Here is a 17,808-nt window from a genome sequence, read left to right on the forward strand (position 1 = left end):
ATGGCGGCCTCCGGGCGGGTCTAGCCGACGGTGGAGGTGGCGAGCTTGGCGGCGAAGCCCAGGAAGCCCAGGCCCACGGCGGAGGTCGCGGTGGCCGACAGGCGCTTGCGGCGGCGGAACGCCTCGGCCAGCCAGGTGCCTCCGAAGATGAGGGCGGTCAGGTAGAGCATGCTGAAGACCTGCAGGATCACCGCGAGGACCAGGAACGACACCGCCGGATAGGGGTAGGCCGGGTCGACGAACTGGACGAAGAAGGAGAGGAAGAACAGGATCGCCTTCGGGTTCAGCAGGCTGATCAGCAGCGCGCGGCGGAAGGGGCGGTGCTCCGGATCCGCCGCCTCGGCCGCCGTCTCGACCGGCGCCCCGGCGGAGGCGGCGCGCACGGACGCGCGGGAACGGTCCCGCCACATGCCCCAGGCCGTGCGGAGCAGGCCGATCGCCAGCCAGGCCAGGTACGCGCCGCCGAGGTACTTGACCACGGAGAACGCCACGGGGTTGGTCCGCAGCAGGGACGCCGCCCCGGCCGCGGTCAGCAGCATCAGCACCGAGTCGCCGAGGAACACCCCGCACGCGGCGCGGTAGCCGTGTCGGACGCCCCGTCCCGCGGCCACGGAGAGCGTGTACAGCGAGTTGGGGCCGGGAAGCAGGATGATCAGGAAGGCCCCCACGGTGTAGGTCGTGAGGTCGGTGATGCCGAACATGCGCTTAGTGTGCCATTCGACCGACTTAGACCTTAAGTGAGCATCCCCCTGGCGCTCAGGCCACCGCGTCCAGACACCGCTGGTAGAAGCCGGTCTCCAGCCGCTCGGCCACCGCCCGCTCGAGCGCCTCGACCGGATCGAGCCCCAGCCCCGACAGCCGACGAACGATCTTGGCGTGCCGCTCGGCGTAGTGCCCCTCCCACAACCCCGCCCGCAACCGCTCCCGCTCGGCCACCGCCCCCTCGCTCAGCCCGCCGACCCCGCCGCTCTCGGACGTCCCGCCGCTCTCGACGGTTCCCTCGAGCTCGGTCGGTCCCCCGGACACGGTCGGACCGTCGAGCTCCGTCGGACCGTCGAGCGCGGTCGACCCACCGGACACGGCCGGACTGTCGAGCTCCGTCGGACCGTCGAGCGCGGTCGACCCACCGGACACGGCCGGACTGTCGAGCTCCGTCGGACCGTCGAGCACGGTCGACCCACCGGACACGGCCGGACTGTCGAGCACGGTCGGTTCACCGGGCACAGTCGGTCCGTCGAGCTCCGTCGGACCGTCGAGCACGGTCGACCCACCGGACACGGCCGGACTGTCGAGCACGGTCGGTTCATCGGGCTCGGTCGGTGTCTCGGGCCTGTTCGTCTCCTCGGGGGCGGTCGGCTCGTCGGGGGCGGTGGGCAGGGGCAGGCCGGCCAGGGAGTGGAGGGCGTTCAGGAGGTCGCGCAGGGCGGTGGCGGGGGCGGGGGCGGAGGCGCCGGGGGTGCCTACGAGGACCTGGCGGCGGGTGCGGACGGCGCCCAGCAGGAAGTCGCCGTCGGTGACGGTTTCGGCGGCGTCGACGAACAGGACGTCGTATTCGCCGGGTGGGATGTCGTCGGGGGTCGCGCAGATCACCTGGGCCGCCTCCCCGGGGGCGGTGGTGAGCAGCTCGTGCCGGGCGGACGCCTGTTCGCGCCAGGTCTCCTCGTTCAGGCCGTTCAGGAAGGCGTCGATCTCGTTCCGGTGTCGGTCGGCGGTCTCGCGGGCGGCGTCCCGTTCGCGACGGGCCTCCGCGACGGTCTCGGCGCCGGCCGTCTCGTGCCGTTCCCGTTCCGCGCTCTTCTCGGCCAGAGCGCGGTCCAGTTCCGTCTCGTGCTCGCGGGCCCGCGCGATCGCCGCCTCGGCCTCGGCCAGCGCGGCGCGGGCCGCCGCCAGGCGCTCCTCGGCGGCCATGCCCTCGGTCCTGGCGCGGTCGGCGGGCTCGGCGGTGCGGGCCGCCTCCTCCGCCGCCTCGGCGGCCCGCGCCGCCAGCCGCTCGTGCTCGGCGCGCACCGGGACGAGCTCGGCCTCCAGGCGCGGCAGCTCCACGGTCAGCCGGCGCTGCACCTCCCGCGCCGCCTCCATCTCCCGGCCGCCCTGCTCCAGGAAGGCGGTCAGCCCGGCCCGCTCGCCCTCGGCCCGCTGCCTCGCCTCGTTCAGCTCGTTCGCCCGGGCCATCGCCTGCTCGGCGTCGAGCTTCCGGGAGGCCACCACGGCCCGCAGCTCCGACAGCTGCGGGCGGCCCGGCGCCAGGTGCAGCCGCTGGGCGAGGCACTGGCGCTTGCGCTCGGCGGCCAGCGAGGACTCCGCGCCGGCCAGCCGGTAATAGGTGGCGTGGCGCAGCGCCTCGGCCTCGGCCGCCTGCTCCCTGGTCCGCTCGGCCGCGGCGGCGACCTCGGGCAGGCTCGCCCTGGCCCGTTCCAGCCGCTCCCCCAGGTCGCCCTGCACCTGCCGCGCCGAGGCCGCCTCCACCCGCAGCGCCGCGAGCCGCTGCTCCAGTTCGCTCCGCCGCCGGGCGACCTCGCCCGCCGCGGACGACGCCGTCGCCGCCCGGCGGGCCGCGGCGACGGCGGCGTCCTTCGCCTCGGTGAAGACCTCCAGGCAACGGGCCGCCACGACGCCCGCCTCCTGCTCGGCGGCGACGGCGGCCTCGCGCTCCCCGACCGCTTGCGCCGTCGCCTCGGCCGCCTGCTCCCGCTCCGCCCGCAGGGACTCCAGAGCGGCCTCCAGCCGCTGCTCCTCCTCGGCGGCGGCGGTCTCCCGCCGTGCCGCCTCGGCTTCCGCTTCCTCCAGCGCGGCCAGGTCACCCGGCCACTGCTCCAGCTTCAGCAGGTCGCGCCGCAGGACGCGCAGCTCCTCCTCCCAGCGCGGACCCACCGGGCGCAGTGCCGCGTCGACCGCCAGGAGCCCGTCCGGCACCCGCGCGGCGTCGCCGAACAGCAGCACCCGCTCGCCCAGCCGGACCGCCTCCTCCAGCAGTCCGGCGAGCCGGTCCGGGGAGGTGACGACGGCGACCTGCCGGACGTCCCGGTGCGCGGGGTCCAGCAGCGCCTCCGCCAGCGCCGCCCCGTCACCGGGGACGGCGCCTTCGCGCAGGACCCGCAGCGCGGCGAGCCGGGCGTTCCAGTCGGGCCCCGAGACGGCGGCCGAGCCCGGCTCTCTGCTGCGGTCCTCCAGGAGCTGGTACAACGCCACCAGGGGGGCGTACTCCACAGAGATCCGCTGCTGAAGTTCCTCCGAGCTCATGGCCGTAACGTCTCACATTTCCACGTGCTCCGGCGAACCGGTCACGGGGTCGTCGACGGGACGACCTCCGGCACCTCGATCTTGCTGGGGTCGATCTCCTTGCCGTCGGCGTCGGTCATCACCTCGTTGTCGATGCCCAGCACACCGACCCCGCTGATCAGCCACTCGCCCTTGATCCGGTTCAGCTCCACCAGCAGGCGCATCCCGGTGGCCGTGCGCACGAAGTCCTTGCTCGTCACCCGGCTGTCGGCCACGACCACCGCCTTGGCCACGCTCCCGTCGAAGTCGTTGAGGAACACGTCGCGGATCGTGACCTGGGAGCTGGCCTCGAAGGTTTCGATGACCGGGAACTGCATCTTCACCGACTGGCTGATGGCACTGCGGTAGTCCGGCGCCGCCAGCGCGGTCAGCCGCTTCTCCCAGCCGTCGAGGTCGGCCTTGTCGTACAGCAGGAAGGAACGCGTGAACTCCGCCGACCGCGTGCGCACCTGCTTCTGGACGCTCAGCTCACCGGACGCCTCGGAGTAGGAGGTCCACAGGAACGCCGAGGCCACCAGCGAGGCGACCAGGAGCACCAGGGCCACCACCCCGACGACGCCGCCGTTCAGCCGGTCCCGCAGGCCCCGGGCCGGCTCGTCGTCCCGCGCCGCGGTCTTCGCCACCGGCGCGGCGCCGTCCTCCGCGGACTCCTCGGCGTCGGACTCCTTTGCGTCGGCCTTCACCGACGCCTTCGGCTCCGGCTTCCCGGCCTCGGCCTCGTCCTTCTCAGGGTCGGCCTTCTCAAGGTCGGCCTTCCCCTCCTCCGGCTTCCCGGCCTCGGTCGTCCCGGCCTCGGTCGTCCCGGCCTCGGTCGTCTCGGCCTCCGTCGTCTCCGGCGCCTCGGCGGCCTCGAGAGCTTCTTCGGTCTCGGTGGTCTTGCTCATCTGTTCTCCCGATGGTTCAGCGCCTGGCGCGGCGGCGGACGACGGCGAGGGTCCGGCGGGCGGTCAGCGCCAGGGCCGCCGCGGCCAGCACGACCGGCAGGACGGGCAGCCAGCGGCCCAGCGCGGTCTCCTGCGACACCGGCTCGGCCTGCGCCGTCGGTGCCTCGACCGCGGTGAAGGGACCGGACCGGGCGGTCGTCTGGGGTTCGTTGACCTGCGTTCCGGACTTCTCGGCCTTCTCCTCGAGGTCGGTGCTCTTGTAGGCCTTCGTACAGTAGTAGAGGTCCGGCGTCTGGATCCCCGTCAGCGGCGGACGGTACTCCTTGGCCGCCGGGACCGGGCCCGCCGCCGTCAGCGCCATGGTGACCCGGATGTAGGGACGGCCGCTCGGCTCCTTCTCGATCACGTTGTCGACGATCTTGGGGAACCGCTTGTGCAGCAGGCCGAGCGCCTGGCTGAGCTGCTTGCTCGCCTGCGGGGTGAACAGCGACGGAGCCGGCGTGCCCAGCGCGTTCAGCAGGCAGCTCAGGCCCGGCCGCGCGTCCTCGACCAGCCGCTTCACCTGGGCCATGAACTGCGGTCCGCGGTCCAGGACGCTGTCGAGGTCCTCGCGGCGGCCGGCCAGCTCGCCGTTGAACGCCGCCAGCCCGTCCAGGCCGTTCGCCAGTTCGGGGCCGCCGTCGGCCAGGACCTTGGTGAGCGCGGTGAGCTGCACGGACAGCTCGTCGAGGACCTCGGCGTTCTCCGCGAGCGTCCCGGTCAGCTGGTTGGCGTCGCCGATCATGTCGCGCAGGGTGTTGTCGCGTCCGGCCAGGCCGAGCGCGAGCTCGTGGATGACGGTGTTGGCGTCCTTCGGGTCGACGGCCTTCAGCAGGCCTCCGACGCTGTCGAACAGCTCCTTGTAGTTCACCGTGACGCTGGTGCGCGCCAGCGGGATGCGGTCGCCCTCGCGCATGGGGCGCGCCGTCTCGCCGTCGCCCGGCTCCATCGCGATGTAGGGCTCGCCGATCGCCGACTTGCGCAGCACCGCGGCCTTGACGTTGGACGGCACGACCACGCCGCGGTCCAGGTGCAGGTCGACCAGGACCATGCCCGTGCCCTGCTGCACCTTGTCCACCGAGCCGACCTTGACGCCCAGGTAGGAGACCTCCAGGTCGGACCGCAGGCCGGGCGAGGAGGCGAACTCCGCGCGGACGGTGAACGGCTTGCGCAGGGCGTCGACCGAGACGATGCTGGTCAGCGCCCACACGACCAGCGCCACGCCCAGGAGGGCGAAGGAGATCAGGTTGATGAGGATCCTGGGACGCATCAGTTCCCCTTGTCCGAGACCGGTGACAGCGCGCGCCGGGTCGTGACCGACAGGTCGACCTTCTCACCGGCGCCCTGGTTGGCGGCGACATGGCTGGCGTCGGCGTTGAAGTCCATGAAGCCGGCCAGCCACGCCTGCATCAGGCCCTGGCTCTTGTAGGTCAGCGACGGCGCGGCGAGGATCCCGTCGTGCAGGCTCTTGATCAGGGTCTTGAGGGTTTCCTTGCCGCGGACCATCGAGTCGAGGATCCGGTCGACCTTCAGCAGCAGCGTCTTCAGCCGTGCGGCGTGCCGCGTGTGGACCGTGGAGTTGAAGGCCTCGCCGAGTTCCACCAGGTCCTGGACCGCCGCCTTCAGCTCCTTGCGGTCGCGTTCGATGCGGTCGGTGGCCAGCACCAGCCGTCCGGGCAGCCGGTCGAGCTCCGCGCTCTTCTTCTCCAGCGAGTCGCCCAGCCGGGCGAACCCGTCGATGGCGGTCTGCAGGTCGTCGGCCGCCGCGGCGTAGCTGTCGGAGACCTCGGAGATCTGCTCCAGGAGCTTGTTGAGCTGCGGGCCCTTGTCCTTGACCGCGGTCGCCACCGCGTCGACGATCTGGCTGAGGTCCTGGCCCCCCATGGAGGCCAGGATCGGGCCGACCTTCTCGGAGATGCTCTCCAGGTCGGGCTGGACCGAGGTCTGGGTGATGACCGCGCCCTCCTTCAGGGAGGGCGCGGACTCCAGGTTCTTGCCGTCCGGCAGGATGATCTTGATGTAGTTCTCGCCCAGCAGGGAGGTCTTGGCGACCGCCGCCGTCGTCCCCACGGGGAGTCTGCGGCCCGGCTCCAGCTCCATGGTCACGTGCGCGCGGAAGTCCGGCTTGAGCTCGATGCCGGTGACGGTGCCGATCGACACGTCGGAGATCTGCACGCTGTGCCCCACCACGAGGGTCTGCACGTCGGTGAACTCGGCCTTGAACTCGAAGCCGCCCTTGGGCGCGCCCAGGGTCGTCACAGAGCAGGCGCCGGTCGAGACGGCCAGCGCCGTCACGACGAGGATCTTCTTCACGAGCCCCCCGCCTTCTTCTTCTTCGCCTTCTTCGTGACGGTCTTCTCGCAGTTGCCGAAGGGCGCGTCGAGGCAGGGGACGTCCTTCCAGCCCATGGCGGTGAAGACCGGCTGCAACCAGGCCCGCGCGACCGCGTTGAGCTGGAGCCGGATCGTGACGACCTTGCGCTTGGGGTCGTATGCCTTGACCACCGCGCCGGTGATGCTGGCCAGCGACTCGATGGCCTGGGCCATCGAGCCGGTGTTGGCCTTCATCGTCATCACGATCTCCGACAGGTCGGTGACCGTGGACGGCAGCTTCTCGTGGTAGACCTCCACGATCGCGTCGCCCTGGCGGATCACCGCCTCCAGACCCGACAGGAAGCCGCGCACCTGCTCGCGCTCGTCGGCCAGCATGCCGCCGGCGTCGTTGAACGCCTTGAACAACGCCTTCAGCTTCTCGTCACGCCGGTTCAGCGAACCGGCCAGCTCGTTCAGCGAGGTGAGCAGCGAGACCATCCGCTCGTCCTGGGCCGCCAGGTCGTTGGTGAGCTCGCCGACGGTCTCCAGCGCGCCGTTGATGTCCTCGCCGTTGTCGCGCAGCATGTTCGCGCCGCCGCGGAAGGCGGAGCTCAGCTGCTTGGGGTCGATGGACTCCGAGAGGGTGGTGAAGGCCGCCAGCGCGTCGTCGATCTCGACCGGCAGCTCCGTCCGCTCCAGGGGGATGACCGCGCCCGGCTTCATCTTCGGCTTCTCCGGCTTCCAGGCCGGGTACAGCACGATGTTGCGCTCGCCGATGGTGTTGGCCGACACGATCGCCGCGTGCGCGTCGGCCGGAACCGGCACGTCGCCGCGGACGGACATCGTGACCTTCACCCGCTGCGTCGCCTGGTCGACCTCGATCTTGTCGATGGTGCCGACGTTGGCGCCCATCACCTTGACCCGCGACTTCTCGTACAGCGAGGGCGACTGGGCGAAGTAGGCGGTCAGCTTGTAGGTCCCGCCGGTGCCGACGGCCGAGCAGCCGCCGAGCGCGCCCGTCATGGACAGGGCCAGCAGGACCGTGAGCGGTCTTCTCACTTCGCCCCCTTGAACATCTGGGCCAGCTTGGCCAGGTCGTTGCCGTTGAGCTGGCCGAGCTGGGTGAAGATGACGTCCGCGAAGTTGCCGTAGTTGCCGATGGCGGCGAACCCGCCCAGGGAGGGGCCCGCCCAGGCCAGCGCGGTGTTGAGGTCGTCGACGCGGGGATCGAGCGACTTCATGGTGCCCTGGAGGTCGCCGATGATCCCGTTCAGCTGCTTCTGCTGCCTGTCGATCAGGTCGTTCATCTCGCCCACCGCGGCGCTGCCGCTGCCCAGCAGCAGCGTCAGCTGGTCGCGGCGCTTGCGCAGGGTCTCGATGAGGGTCATCGCATTGTTCACCAGCCGCGACAGCGAGGCGTCCTTCTCCTGGACGGTCTTGACGATCCGGTCGCTGTTGTCGAGCAGCTCGCTGATCTTCGCGTCGCTCTTCTCCAGCGTCTCGGCGATCTCGACGAGCCGCCCCACCGCGTGGACGAGCTGCTGCTTGCTCTTGTCCGACAGGCCGTCGAGCTGGTCGAGCACCTTGGCGAACGTCTTGGCGTCCAGGCCGCCGATCGCGGTGGCGCCCTCCTTGAGCGCGTCGTTGACGGTGATGGGGATCTGGGTGCGGCCCACCGGGATGCGGCGCTCGGCGTCCGGCAGGTCCTCCATGTAGGGGCCCTTGTCGGGCACCGGGCCGGTGAGGCGGATGTACCTGCCGCCCAGGATGTTGACCATCCTGATCTCGGCGCGGGTCTGCGGCCCCAGCTCGATGCCGTGGTCGACCTTCCACTTCACCAGCACGTGGCCGGACTTGAAGTCGGGCTCCACCGCGGTGACCTCGCCGACCAGGACGCCGGCGACCAGGACGTCGTTGCCGTCCTTGAGGCCGCCGGTGTCGGTGAAGATCCCGCTCATCTCGTAGCGGTTCTTCAGCAGGCCCATGGTGCCGGTGAGGAAGACGGTGGTCAGGACCAGGCCGAGGGTGGTCAGGGAGACCAGGCCCACCATGATCGGCGGGCGGTCGCGGAAGGACTTCAGTGCCATCAGTTACCCCCGACCAGGATCTTGCGCATGGTGTCCGGGCTCTGCGGATTGCCCTGGTAGTCCTTCAGGACGACCGGGTAGGGGCAGCTCTGCTGCTCGACGAGGGTGAGGCAGGCGATCTGGCCCTTGGCGAACTCGCCGTCGTTGAAGACCGTGAACATCCGCTGGAGCTTGGGACCGGCCAGGTCGAGCACGTTGGTGATGCTCTTGCTGTTCTTGTCCACGCCCTCGGCGACGATCGACAGGCCCGCGATGACCTGGCGCAGCTGCTCGCTGTTGCCCGTGAGCAGCTTGTCGGAGGTCTCGAACATGCGGCCGAGCTCGACCAGGGAGTTGTCGATGAGCTTGCGGTTGCGCACGAACGCGTCGGACATCTCGACCAGGTTGTCGGTCATCTGGCGGATCTGGTCGTCGCGACGGGCGATCACCCCGGTGACCGTGGTGTAGCTCTCCAGCATCTGCGACAGCGTGGTGCGGCGGGCGGAGATGGTGGAGGCGAGCTGGTCGACGTTGCCGATGAGCTGGGTGACGTTCTGCTTGTTGCCGTCCAGCGCCAGGTAGATCGAGGTGAGGATCTGGTTGAGCTGCTCGGGGTCCAGGCTCTTGGCCAGCGGGGCGAGCTGGTCGACCAGCTCGCCGATGTCCACCACCGACCGGGTCCTGGTGATACGGGCGTTGTCCTTGATCTTCTCGGCGCTGGTGCCCGGGATCAGGTAGACCACCCGCTGCCCGATGGCGTTGCGCCAGCGGATGGCCACCTCGCTGTCGGCCGGGACGCGGAACTTGTCCTGGACGGTCAGGGTGACGACGGCCTTGCCCTTCTCCACCTTGACGGAGTCGACCTGGCCGACGGGGGCGCCGGCGATCTTGACCACATCGCCGTCGATCAGGCCGGTGGCGTCGTCGAAGACCGCGACGATCGGGTAGCCGCCGCTGAAGGAGATGCGGGCGATCTGGGTGCCGATGAGGAAGGTCAGCGTGCCGGTCACCGCGAAGAACACGGCGAGCCGCAGAAGGGTCGACCGGCGCTGGCGGTTGCGCACGTCGGTGCTCATCCCCGACCTCCCTTCTTCTTGGTGGTCTTGACGGGCTTGGAGTTCGGGTTCGCGCAGACCCCCAGCAGGATCGCGCAGGGATTGGCGGGCAGCAGCACCTTGACGGCGAGCATGCGCTTGTCGTGGGGCGCGGCGGGCCAGCTCACCGCCTTGTAGACGGGCAGCAGGTTGTTGCCGGTCCGCAGGGCGTCGCCCATCAGGCCGAGCTGGGCGTGGATGACGCCGACCGCGCGCTCGCTGGAGTGGAAGCCCTCGCGCAGGTCGCCGCCGTGGGAGCGGAAGCCGTGGGCGACCAGCGAGGAGACGCCCGAGATGTTCGCGGCGAACGCGCGCAGCCTGCCGTCGCCGTCGGCGGCGGTGTCGATGATCGCGTTGGTGTCGGCGACGATCGAGGCGATGTCCGCGCCCGCGCCCCGGATGCTCGCCAGCCGGGCCAGGTCGTTCAGGAACGCCTTGGCGTTGCCGCGGTTGTCGTGCGCCACCTCGACGATGGTCTCGACGCTGTCGATCGTCTCGCGCAGGTTCTGGCCCTGGCCGCCCAGGCCCTCGGCGAGGGTGTGGACGACGACCGAGATGTCCTCGGGGTTCAGCGCCGCCAACGTGGCGTTGGCGTCGGCGAGCAGGTCGTTGAGGTCGCGCGGGTCGGCGGTGTTCTCGATCTTGGAGCCGGGCTTCAGGAAGGGCCCGGAGGTCTCGTGGGCGCCCAGCAGCAGGTTGATGAACTTGGGGCCGAACACCGACTCGGGCTCCAGCGAGGCCGTGGCGGTGTCGGGGACCTTCACGCCCTTGTCCATCGTCATGGTGATGCGGGCGCGGCCGTTGGACAGGAGCTCGATCTCGCTGACCCGGCCGACGTGCATGCCCCGCACCTTCACCGGGGAGGAGGTGCCGAGCCCCTGGCCCGCCTGGCCGAACATGGCGGTGAACTTCGGCCCCTCGGTCGCGAAGGGCTTGAAGATCAGGATGTAGAGCACCAGGACGACCACGAGCACCGTGGCCAGCGAGATGAGGGCTTTGGACCGCAGGGAGCGTTCGTCGTTCATCCGGACAACCTCACCGATCCGCCCTGACCCCAGAACACATAGGACAGCAGCAGGTTGAGCGTCACGATCGCCACGATCGACAGCCGGATCGCCCGGCCGGCCGCAGTGCCGACGCCGACGGGGCCGCCGCTGGCGTAAAAGCCGTAGTAGCAGTGGATCGCGATGACGGCGAAGGAGAAGACACCCACCTTGATGCAGCTGAACACCAGGTCCTTCAAAGGCAGGTACAGGTGGAAGTAGTAGTCGTAGACACCCGGTGCCAGGCCGAAGAACGACGTGGAGATGAACCGGGTGGCGAAGAAACTCGCGAAGAGCGCGATCAGGTAGAGCGGCACGAGCGCGATGAGCGCCGCGGCGACCCGGGTGGCGATGAGATAGGCGAAGGAGTTGATGCCCATCACTTCGAGAGCGTCGATCTCCTCCGAGATGCGCATCGCGCCCAGCTCGGCGGTGAAGGACGACCCGCACTGGGCGGCCAGGGCGATCGCCGCGATGATCGGGGTGATCTCGCGGACGTTCATGAAGCTGCCGACCAGGCCCATGAAGGACTCGGCGCCGATGACCTCCAGGCCGGTGTAGACCTGCAGGCCGACCTCGGTGCCGACGAACAGCGACATCGTGAAGGTCACGAAGACCATGCCGCCGCCGACCACGGTGCCGCCCACGCCCACGACGATGTCGCTGACGTGCTGGGCGACGGTCTTGGCGTACTTGAAGCGCAGGATGTCGCGGAAGAGGTACAGCAGGAGCCGGCCGAGGAAGAGCGGCACGCCCGAGAGCCCGGCGAACTTCTCTACCGCGACCGCGGAATTCTGGGTCACGCCTAGCGCGACCTTGCGGGGAGCGTTGATCAGCATCCGGTCTCAGACCTTCGGGGGGTAGGCGATGACGTAGATGGTGGTGATGATGTAGTTGAACGCGAAGACCAGCAGAAGGGCCACCACCGTCGCCTGGTTGACGGCGCGTCCCACGCCGACGGGGCTCTGCTCGCAGGTCATGCCCTTGTAGCAGGCGACCATCGCGGCGATCAGGCCGAACAACCAGGACTTGAAGAGCGTGACGACCAGGTCGGAGACGCGCAGCTGGCTGAGCGCGCCGTCGAAGTAGGCACCGGGCGTCACGTTCTGCAGGAGCACGTTGAAGAAGAATCCGCCGATCGCCCCGGAGAGGATGACCAGCGAGGCCAGCATCGTGGAGACCAGGCTGGCCGCCCACATGCGCGGGGTGACCAGGCGGTGGATGGGGTTGACGGCCATCACTTCCATGGCCGACAGCTCGTCGCGGATGCGTCTGGCCCCCATGTCGGAGGTCATCGCCGAACCGCCGGCGCCCGCCATGATCAGGGCGGCGGCCATCGGCGCCACCTCGCGGACCAGGCCCACCACGACCGCGCCGCCCGTGGCCGACTGCGCGCCCAGCTGGGCGGCGAGGTCACCGACCTGGAGGGCGACGGTCGCGCCCAGCGGCAGCGCGATGAGGATGACCGGCAGGGTCGTGACCCTGGCCAGGAACCAGCACTGCTCGACGAACTCCCAGAACCAGTTCCGCACGTCCCAGGTACGCCGCAACCCCTCCAAGGCGATGGTGAACAGGTCGCCGATCTGGGTGAGGACGCCGCGGATCCTGCTGGTGACCAGCACGGGCACGCTCGCCACAGGCCACCTCCATTGCAGTAATGAAACGTTTACCGACCAAGCGTTTGGTACGGTAACGCGCGTCACACGGGAACCACAAGACCCCAGGTTCCTATAGATGGCAAATAGAGATGAAGTACTGACTTTCCCGTCTTCCCCCTCTCTTACCCCTGGACACCTCTTCCGCGGTGCCATCCGGCCGACCCCGGCCATCTCTTTCGCACCCCTTGTGCCACCGCGCCCCCTCGCCGCGGCCGCCCGCGACGGGGCCATGTCAGTGACCACTTACTGAATCGGCTAGGGTGGTCGCCGAAGGCACGACGAGACCAAGGAGGCGACCGGTGGACTTCGACCTGCCGGAGAGCGCACAGGCCGTCCGCGACGGCATCGCGGCCGTCACCGCCAAGTACGGCCACGAGTACTGGGACAGGTGCGACGCCGACCACCGGTGGCCGGAGGAGGTCTTCCGGGACCTCGCCGAAGGCGGCTGGCTGGGCCTGGCCGTCCCCGAGGAGTACGGCGGCGGCGGGCAGGGCCTGCTGGAGCTGGCCGTGGCCCTGGAGACCCTGGCCTCCTCCGGGGCGGGCGCCGCGGCGTCCTTCATCTACCTGCTCACCCCCGGCTTCGGCGCGCTGACCGTCAACCGGCACGGCACCGAGGAGCAGAAGCGCAGGCTCCTGCCCAAGCTGGCCGCCGGCGAGTCCGAGACCTGCTTCGCGCTCACCGAGCCCGACGCGGGCAGCAACGCCATCAACATCGCCACCCACGCCCGCCGCGACGGCGACGGCTGGCTCGTCAAGGGCCAGAAGATCTGGATCTCCGGCGTCGAGCGCGCCGACCACATGCTCCTGGTCACCCGCACCATCCCGGCGGCCGAGGCCAAGCCGCGCACCTCGGGCTTCACCGTCTTCCTGGTGGACGTCAAGGCGGGCGTCGAGGCCGGCACCCTCACCTACCAGCCGATCCCCAAGATGGGCACCAACACCGTCGCCTCCAGCATGGTCTTCCTGGACGACCTGCGGGTCACCGAGGCCGACGTGCTGGGCGGGGTGGACGCCGGGTTCGCGGTGCTGTGGGACATCCTCAACCCCGAGCGCATCCTGGCGGCGGCCTCCGGCGTCGGCGGCGCCGAGGCGGCCCTGAAGGTCGCGGTGGACTACGCCACCGAGCGCGCGCCCTTCGGCAAGCCGATCGGCACCAACCAGGCGCTGGCCTTCCCGCTGGCCAAGATCAAGGCGCAGACCGAGCTGGCCCGGCTGATGACCTACAAGGCCGCCTGGCTGTGGGACCGCGCCCAGCCGTGCGGCAGCGAGGCCAACATCGCCAAGCTGACCGCCTCCGAGGCCGCCTGGCAGGCCGCCGACCGCGCCTTCCAGACGCACGGCGGCATGGCCTACTCCCTGGAGTACCCGGTGGCGCGGATGTTCCGCGACGCCCGCATCGGCAAGAACATCCCGGTGGCCGAGGAGCTCGTGCTCGCCCACATCGCCCAGCACGACCTGGGCCTGCCCAAGAGCTACTGAGCACGCCCGGTCACCCGGCTCCATCATCTGGGGGGCGACCCCCAGACCCCCGAAGTCGGGTGAACCGATCCTCGCTTCGCTGCGGTCGGCTGTTCCGGCGGCGGCCTCCGCAAGTGCCTCGAAGAGGCGGAGGTCGTCGCTCTCCTCGGGGTGCCACTGCACGCCGAGGCCGAACCGGTGGTCCTGCGCCTCGATCGCCTCCACCACCTGGTCGCCCGCCCAGGCCACCGGGGTCAGGCCCCGGCCCAGGTGCCGCACCGCCTGGTGGTGGTAGGTCGGCACGTCGGCGTACTCGCCCAGGACGCGCCCGGCCAGGCTGTCGGCGGCGATGTGCACCTTGTGCCGGGTGAACCTGCCCTGCCGCGGCAGGTGCCTGTCGTGCCCCACCTCGTCGGGCAGGTGCTGGATCAGGGTGCCGCCCTGCACCACGTTGAGCAGCTGCATGCCGCGGCAGACGGCCAGGAAGGGCTTGTCGGCCTCCAGCGCGGCGCGCAGCAGCGCCGACTCCCAGCGGTCGCGCGGCACGTCCGGGCCGCCGGTGCTCTCGTGGGGCTCCTCGCCGTACCGGGCGGGCTCGACGTCCGGGCCGCCCGCGATCACCAGCCCGTCCAGCCGCGACACCAGCACCTCGACCCCGTCCAGCCCCGCCGGGGGAGGCAGCAGCACCGCCACTCCCCCGCCGCGCTCCACCGCGCGCGGATAGGCGGTGGCCAGCAGCGCGGCCTCCCTGACCCACACGCCCCAGCGCGCGGCCTCCTGGTAGGTCGTGATCCCGATCAGAGGTCTGGTCATGGCCGTCCCTTCCGTCTGGAGAAACCAGCTTGCCGCAATCCGGCGGCGGCCGCAGCCCCTCCCCTCTCCGCCTCCCCGGCCGTCGGCATACGATTACCTACAGTGACACAGAGGGGGGCCGCATGGAGGACAGCGAGACGGATCACCTGATCGACCTGGCGATGCGGCTGTTCGCCGAGCTGGGGTACGACGGGACCTCGACGCGGTTGATCGCCGACGCCGCCGGGATCCCGGTGGAGCGGCTGGTCGAGCTCGTCGGTGACAAACCGCGGCTGTACCAGGAGGTGGTGGCGCGGACGATGAAGGCCGAGCAGAGCGCCGTGGACGTGGCGCTCGCCGCCTTCGTCCCCACCCGCCAGGGTGTGATCGCCCTGTTCGACGCCCTGCTGGACTTCTACGCCACCCACCCGCAGTACCTGACCCTGTGGATGCACCGCTGGATGGGCGACGCCGCCGACGTGCCCGGCCAGGAGGAGTACATCCGCAGGCTGTCGCAGCAGCTGGCCGACGCGATACGGGACGTGGTGGAGCCCGACGTCGACATCGGCCACCTGGTCTGGACGATCACCTGGTGCATCTTCGGCTTCCTCACCAGCGCCAACCAGCCGACCGCCCCCGAGGTGCACCCCGGCTACCGCACCCCCTACGAGCCCCAGACCCTGATCGGCTTCCGCGCCTACCTCCACGCCCTCCTCACCCACCTGACCCGGCCCTCCGCCGGCGCCACGGCCCTGTGACACCCGCACGTGGCTCCCGGAGGCGGCCGGTCCCGCCGCCGTTCGCGCGGCGGGACCGGGTCCGCGGTGCTCTTCGCCCCTTCAGGACCCGCGGACCTGGCGGAGGACGTTGGTGATGATGCGGTGGCCGTGGCCGCCGGCGGCGGTGAGGATGGACTCCGGGTGGAACTGCACGGCCCAGCGGCGGCGGGACGGGTCCTCGATGGACATGACGACGCCGTCCTCCGTCAGCGAGGTGATGGTGAAGCCGGTGTCGCCCAGGAGGTCCTCGGTGGTGTGCAGGGAGTGGTAGCGGGCGGCGGTGAACTCCTCCGGCAGTCCCGCCAGGACCTCGCCGCCCAGGCGCCGCACCCGGCCCGGCTTGCCGTGCTGGGGGTAGGACAGGACCGCCAGCTCGCCGCCCGCGTGCTCGACCATCGCCTGCAGGCCCAGGCAGACGCCGAAGGCCGGCTTGTCGCGGACGTCGACCGCCTTGAGCAGCGCCTCGGTGTCGAAGTCCGACGGGCGTCCCGGGCCGGGTGAGAGCACCACCAGGTCGGGGTCGAGCTCGTCCAGCACGCGCTCGGGGAAGCCGAAGCGCAGCGTCGTCACCTCCGCGCCCTGCTGGCGGAAGTAGTCGGCCAGGGTGTTGACGAAGGAGTCCTGGTGGTCGACGAGCAGCACCTTCAGGCCCTGCCCGGCGAGTTCGGCCTCCGGCTCGGCGGCGGCCTCGCCGGCCGCGTCCGCGCCGCCCTGGGAGGAGGCCAGTGCCTCCAGCAGCGCGCTGGCCTTCAGCAGGGTCTCGCTCTCCTCGGCGTCGGGGTCGGAGTCGTACAGCAGGGTCGCCCCGGCGCGCACCGCCGCCACCCCGTCGCGGATCTGCGCGGTGCGCAGGGTCAGGCCGGTGTTCATCGAGCCGTCGAAGCCCACGTAGCCGACGGCGCCGCCGTACCAGCGGCGCGGGGTCTCCTCGTGGTCCTCGATGAACTGCATCGCCCAGGTCTTGGGCGCGCCGGTGACGGTCACCGCCCACATGTGGGTGAGGAAGGCGTCCAGGGCGTCGAAGCCGGGCCGCAGCCGCCCCTCGATGTGGTCGACGGTGTGGATGAGACGGGAGTACATCTCGATCTGGCGGCGGCCGATGACCTTGACGCTGCCCGGCACGCAGACCCGCGACTTGTCGTTGCGGTCGACGTCGGTGCACATGGTCAGCTCCGACTCCTCCTTGAGGGAGCTGAGCAGGGTGCGGATGTTCTCGGCGTCCTCCAGCGGGTCGCGGCCGCGCTTGATCGTGCCGGAGATCGGGCAGGTCTCGACGCGGTCGCCGTTGACGCGGACGAACATCTCGGGGGACGCGCCGACGAGGTACTCGCCCTCGCCGAGGTTGAAGAAGAACTCGTACGGGGCCGGGTTGGTCTCGCGCAGCCGGTCGAAGAAGCGGGCCGGGGACTCGCACGGCCCGTACATGACCTGGCCGGGGACGACCTCGAACAGGTCGCCCCTGATGAACTTCTCCTTGGCCTTGCGCACCACCTCGGCGTACTGGCCGGGCACCGGCTGGGCGGGCACCTCCCGGGGCACCGGGACCGGGGTCGGCTCGGTGCCGCGGGGCAGGCCGCGGGTGTCGCCGGCGCCGGTGGAGAACTCATAGGAGAAGCGGGTGTAGGACTCGCGCTTGCGGTCGATGACCAGCAGCTCGTCGGCCAGGTGCAGGACGAGGTCGCGGTGGTCGGCGGAGCGCCGGATGCGCTGCTCGATCGGCTCGAACTGGAAGGACAGGTCGTAGCCGAAGGCGCCGTACAGGCCCAGGTGGGGGTCGGCGACGGCCGGGTCGGCGGGGCGGAACAGGTCGGCCAGGACGCGCAGGACGGTGAAGACGGTGGGCTGGCGGCTGCGCTCCTCCTCGGCGAAGACCTCCTCACCGCGGGGAACGTGCACCTCGATGAGGCCCGGCTCGTCGGCGCGCACCTCGCCCGAGCCGCGCACGGCGGCGGCGACGGCGGGCAGCAGCACCTCGCCGCGGGCGTTGAGGGCGCGGACGCCGATGGTCCGCCCCCGGGCGGTGATCTCCAGACAGGGGTCGACGTAGCCCATCGCCCAGCGGCTGTAGCGCCCCGGATACTCCATGCCGGAGCTGAGGACGCCGCCGCGCCGCACCTCGACGGCGGAGACGAGCCGGGCGAGGAGCTCGGCTTCGCTGTCGGCGTCCACCGGGACCGCGGTGCGGGACACCGTGATGCCACCGGCGGTCCGGTAGGTCGTGCTCGTCTGGCTTTCCACCCTCTGGTCTCCTCTTGGCCGGACCGGTACTCAGGGCGGAAACGCGAAACGACCGCCCCGAGGGCGGTCGCTGGGTTCAGAACATGCTCAACCTGCGCCGCCTCAGCGACGCCACCACCACTTGCTGATCGTCTGGACGATCGTCACGGTCCGCATGATGGCAG

14 protein-coding genes and 1 pseudogene are annotated in these 17,808 nt (G+C 70.7%); 2 read left to right on the forward strand and 13 right to left on the reverse strand.

All coding sequences use genetic code 11. The features are described 5' to 3' along the window. Positions 1–20: 20 nt before the first annotated feature. The 11 genes from leuE to ABD140_RS21165 are packed head-to-tail and all read right to left on the reverse strand — an operon-like array spanning position 21 to position 12,354. Positions 21–701: a leucine efflux protein LeuE gene (gene leuE / locus ABD140_RS21115; protein ID WP_344242625.1), complete on the reverse strand. Its 681-nt coding sequence runs from the start codon at positions 699–701 to the stop codon at positions 21–23. A 55-nt stretch (positions 702–756) separates the two neighbouring features. Then, positions 757–3,240 carry a hypothetical protein gene (locus ABD140_RS21120; protein WP_344242626.1) on the reverse strand — a complete coding sequence of 828 codons (2,484 nt, stop codon included), beginning with the start codon at positions 3,238–3,240 and terminating at the stop codon, positions 757–759. Between the two features lie 41 nt (positions 3,241–3,281). Beyond that, complete coding sequence (locus ABD140_RS21125) at positions 3,282–4,163, reverse strand: hypothetical protein (RefSeq protein ID WP_344242627.1); 882 nt, start codon at positions 4,161–4,163, stop codon at positions 3,282–3,284. A 16-nt stretch (positions 4,164–4,179) separates the two neighbouring features. Beyond that, positions 4,180–5,472 carry an MCE family protein gene (locus ABD140_RS21130; RefSeq protein WP_344242628.1) on the reverse strand — a complete coding sequence of 431 codons (1,293 nt, stop codon included), beginning with the start codon at positions 5,470–5,472 and terminating at the stop codon, positions 4,180–4,182. Next, complete coding sequence (locus tag ABD140_RS21135; protein ID WP_344242629.1) at positions 5,472–6,515, reverse strand: MlaD family protein; 1,044 nt, start codon at positions 6,513–6,515, stop codon at positions 5,472–5,474. The genes ABD140_RS21130 and ABD140_RS21135 overlap by 1 nt, the downstream gene beginning before the upstream one ends. Next, complete coding sequence (locus ABD140_RS21140) at positions 6,512–7,573, reverse strand: MCE family protein (RefSeq protein ID WP_344242630.1); 1,062 nt, start codon at positions 7,571–7,573, stop codon at positions 6,512–6,514. Before ABD140_RS21140 ends, ABD140_RS21135 begins: the two co-directional genes overlap by 4 nt. Then, positions 7,570–8,601, reverse strand: coding sequence for an MCE family protein (locus ABD140_RS21145; RefSeq protein ID WP_344242631.1), 1,032 nt, complete (start codon positions 8,599–8,601; stop codon positions 7,570–7,572). Before ABD140_RS21145 ends, ABD140_RS21140 begins: the two co-directional genes overlap by 4 nt. Beyond that, positions 8,601–9,656 carry an MCE family protein gene (locus tag ABD140_RS21150; protein ID WP_344242632.1) on the reverse strand — a complete coding sequence of 352 codons (1,056 nt, stop codon included), beginning with the start codon at positions 9,654–9,656 and terminating at the stop codon, positions 8,601–8,603. The genes ABD140_RS21145 and ABD140_RS21150 overlap by 1 nt, the downstream gene beginning before the upstream one ends. Continuing rightward, a complete protein-coding gene (locus ABD140_RS21155) occupies positions 9,653–10,699 on the reverse strand; it encodes an MlaD family protein (RefSeq protein WP_344242633.1) in 1,047 nt (348 codons plus the stop codon). Before ABD140_RS21155 ends, ABD140_RS21150 begins: the two co-directional genes overlap by 4 nt. Beyond that, complete coding sequence (locus tag ABD140_RS21160; RefSeq protein WP_344242634.1) at positions 10,696–11,520, reverse strand: ABC transporter permease; 825 nt, start codon at positions 11,518–11,520, stop codon at positions 10,696–10,698. Before ABD140_RS21160 ends, ABD140_RS21155 begins: the two co-directional genes overlap by 4 nt. Before the next feature lie 42 nt (positions 11,521–11,562). After that, on the reverse strand, positions 11,563–12,354 hold the full coding sequence (locus ABD140_RS21165) for an MlaE family ABC transporter permease (protein ID WP_344242635.1): 792 nt from the start codon (positions 12,352–12,354) through the stop codon (positions 11,563–11,565). 320 nt (positions 12,355–12,674) lie between these two features. Here ABD140_RS21165 and ABD140_RS21170 point away from each other — a divergent pair, with 320 nt between their 5' ends. Continuing rightward, a complete protein-coding gene (locus tag ABD140_RS21170; RefSeq protein ID WP_344242636.1) occupies positions 12,675–13,856 on the forward strand; it encodes an acyl-CoA dehydrogenase family protein in 1,182 nt (393 codons plus the stop codon). 198 nt (positions 13,857–14,054) lie between these two features. On the opposite strand, the pseudogene ABD140_RS21175 reads toward ABD140_RS21170, so the two are convergent. Further along, positions 14,055–14,648, reverse strand: a pseudogene (locus ABD140_RS21175) (gamma-glutamyl-gamma-aminobutyrate hydrolase family protein); the annotation flags it as partial. 122 nt (positions 14,649–14,770) lie between these two features. On the opposite strand from ABD140_RS21175, the gene ABD140_RS21180 reads away from it, so the two are divergent. Then, positions 14,771–15,385 (forward strand): TetR/AcrR family transcriptional regulator, encoded by a 615-nt coding sequence (locus tag ABD140_RS21180; protein WP_344242638.1) that lies wholly within the window; start codon positions 14,771–14,773, stop codon positions 15,383–15,385. An 81-nt stretch (positions 15,386–15,466) separates the two neighbouring features. Here the strand turns inward: ABD140_RS21180 and ABD140_RS21185 are convergent, their stop codons facing one another. Beyond that, positions 15,467–17,644, reverse strand: a complete 2,178-nt coding sequence (locus tag ABD140_RS21185) for an anthranilate synthase component I (protein WP_344242639.1) — start codon at positions 17,642–17,644, stop codon at positions 15,467–15,469. Positions 17,645–17,808 lie beyond the last annotated feature (164 nt).

Origin of the sequence: Actinocorallia libanotica (assembly GCF_039525175.1) — a bacterium.
Classification (GTDB): Bacteria; Actinomycetota; Actinomycetes; order Streptosporangiales; family Streptosporangiaceae; genus Actinocorallia; species Actinocorallia libanotica.

Coding starts and splice junctions, on each gene's coding strand:
- ABD140_RS21145 (WP_344242631.1), bottom strand. CDS start 8,601: ATGGCACTGAAGTCCTTCCGCGACCGCCCGCCGATCATGGTGGGCCTG.
- ABD140_RS21150 (WP_344242632.1), bottom strand. CDS start 9,656: ATGAGCACCGACGTGCGCAACCGCCAGCGCCGGTCGACCCTTCTGCGG.
- ABD140_RS21180 (WP_344242638.1), top strand. CDS start 14,771: ATGGAGGACAGCGAGACGGATCACCTGATCGACCTGGCGATGCGGCTG.
- ABD140_RS21120 (WP_344242626.1), bottom strand. CDS start 3,240: ATGAGCTCGGAGGAACTTCAGCAGCGGATCTCTGTGGAGTACGCCCCC.
- leuE (WP_344242625.1), bottom strand. CDS start 701: ATGTTCGGCATCACCGACCTCACGACCTACACCGTGGGGGCCTTCCTG.
- ABD140_RS21125 (WP_344242627.1), bottom strand. CDS start 4,163: ATGAGCAAGACCACCGAGACCGAAGAAGCTCTCGAGGCCGCCGAGGCG.
- ABD140_RS21155 (WP_344242633.1), bottom strand. CDS start 10,699: ATGAACGACGAACGCTCCCTGCGGTCCAAAGCCCTCATCTCGCTGGCC.
- ABD140_RS21130 (WP_344242628.1), bottom strand. CDS start 5,472: ATGCGTCCCAGGATCCTCATCAACCTGATCTCCTTCGCCCTCCTGGGC.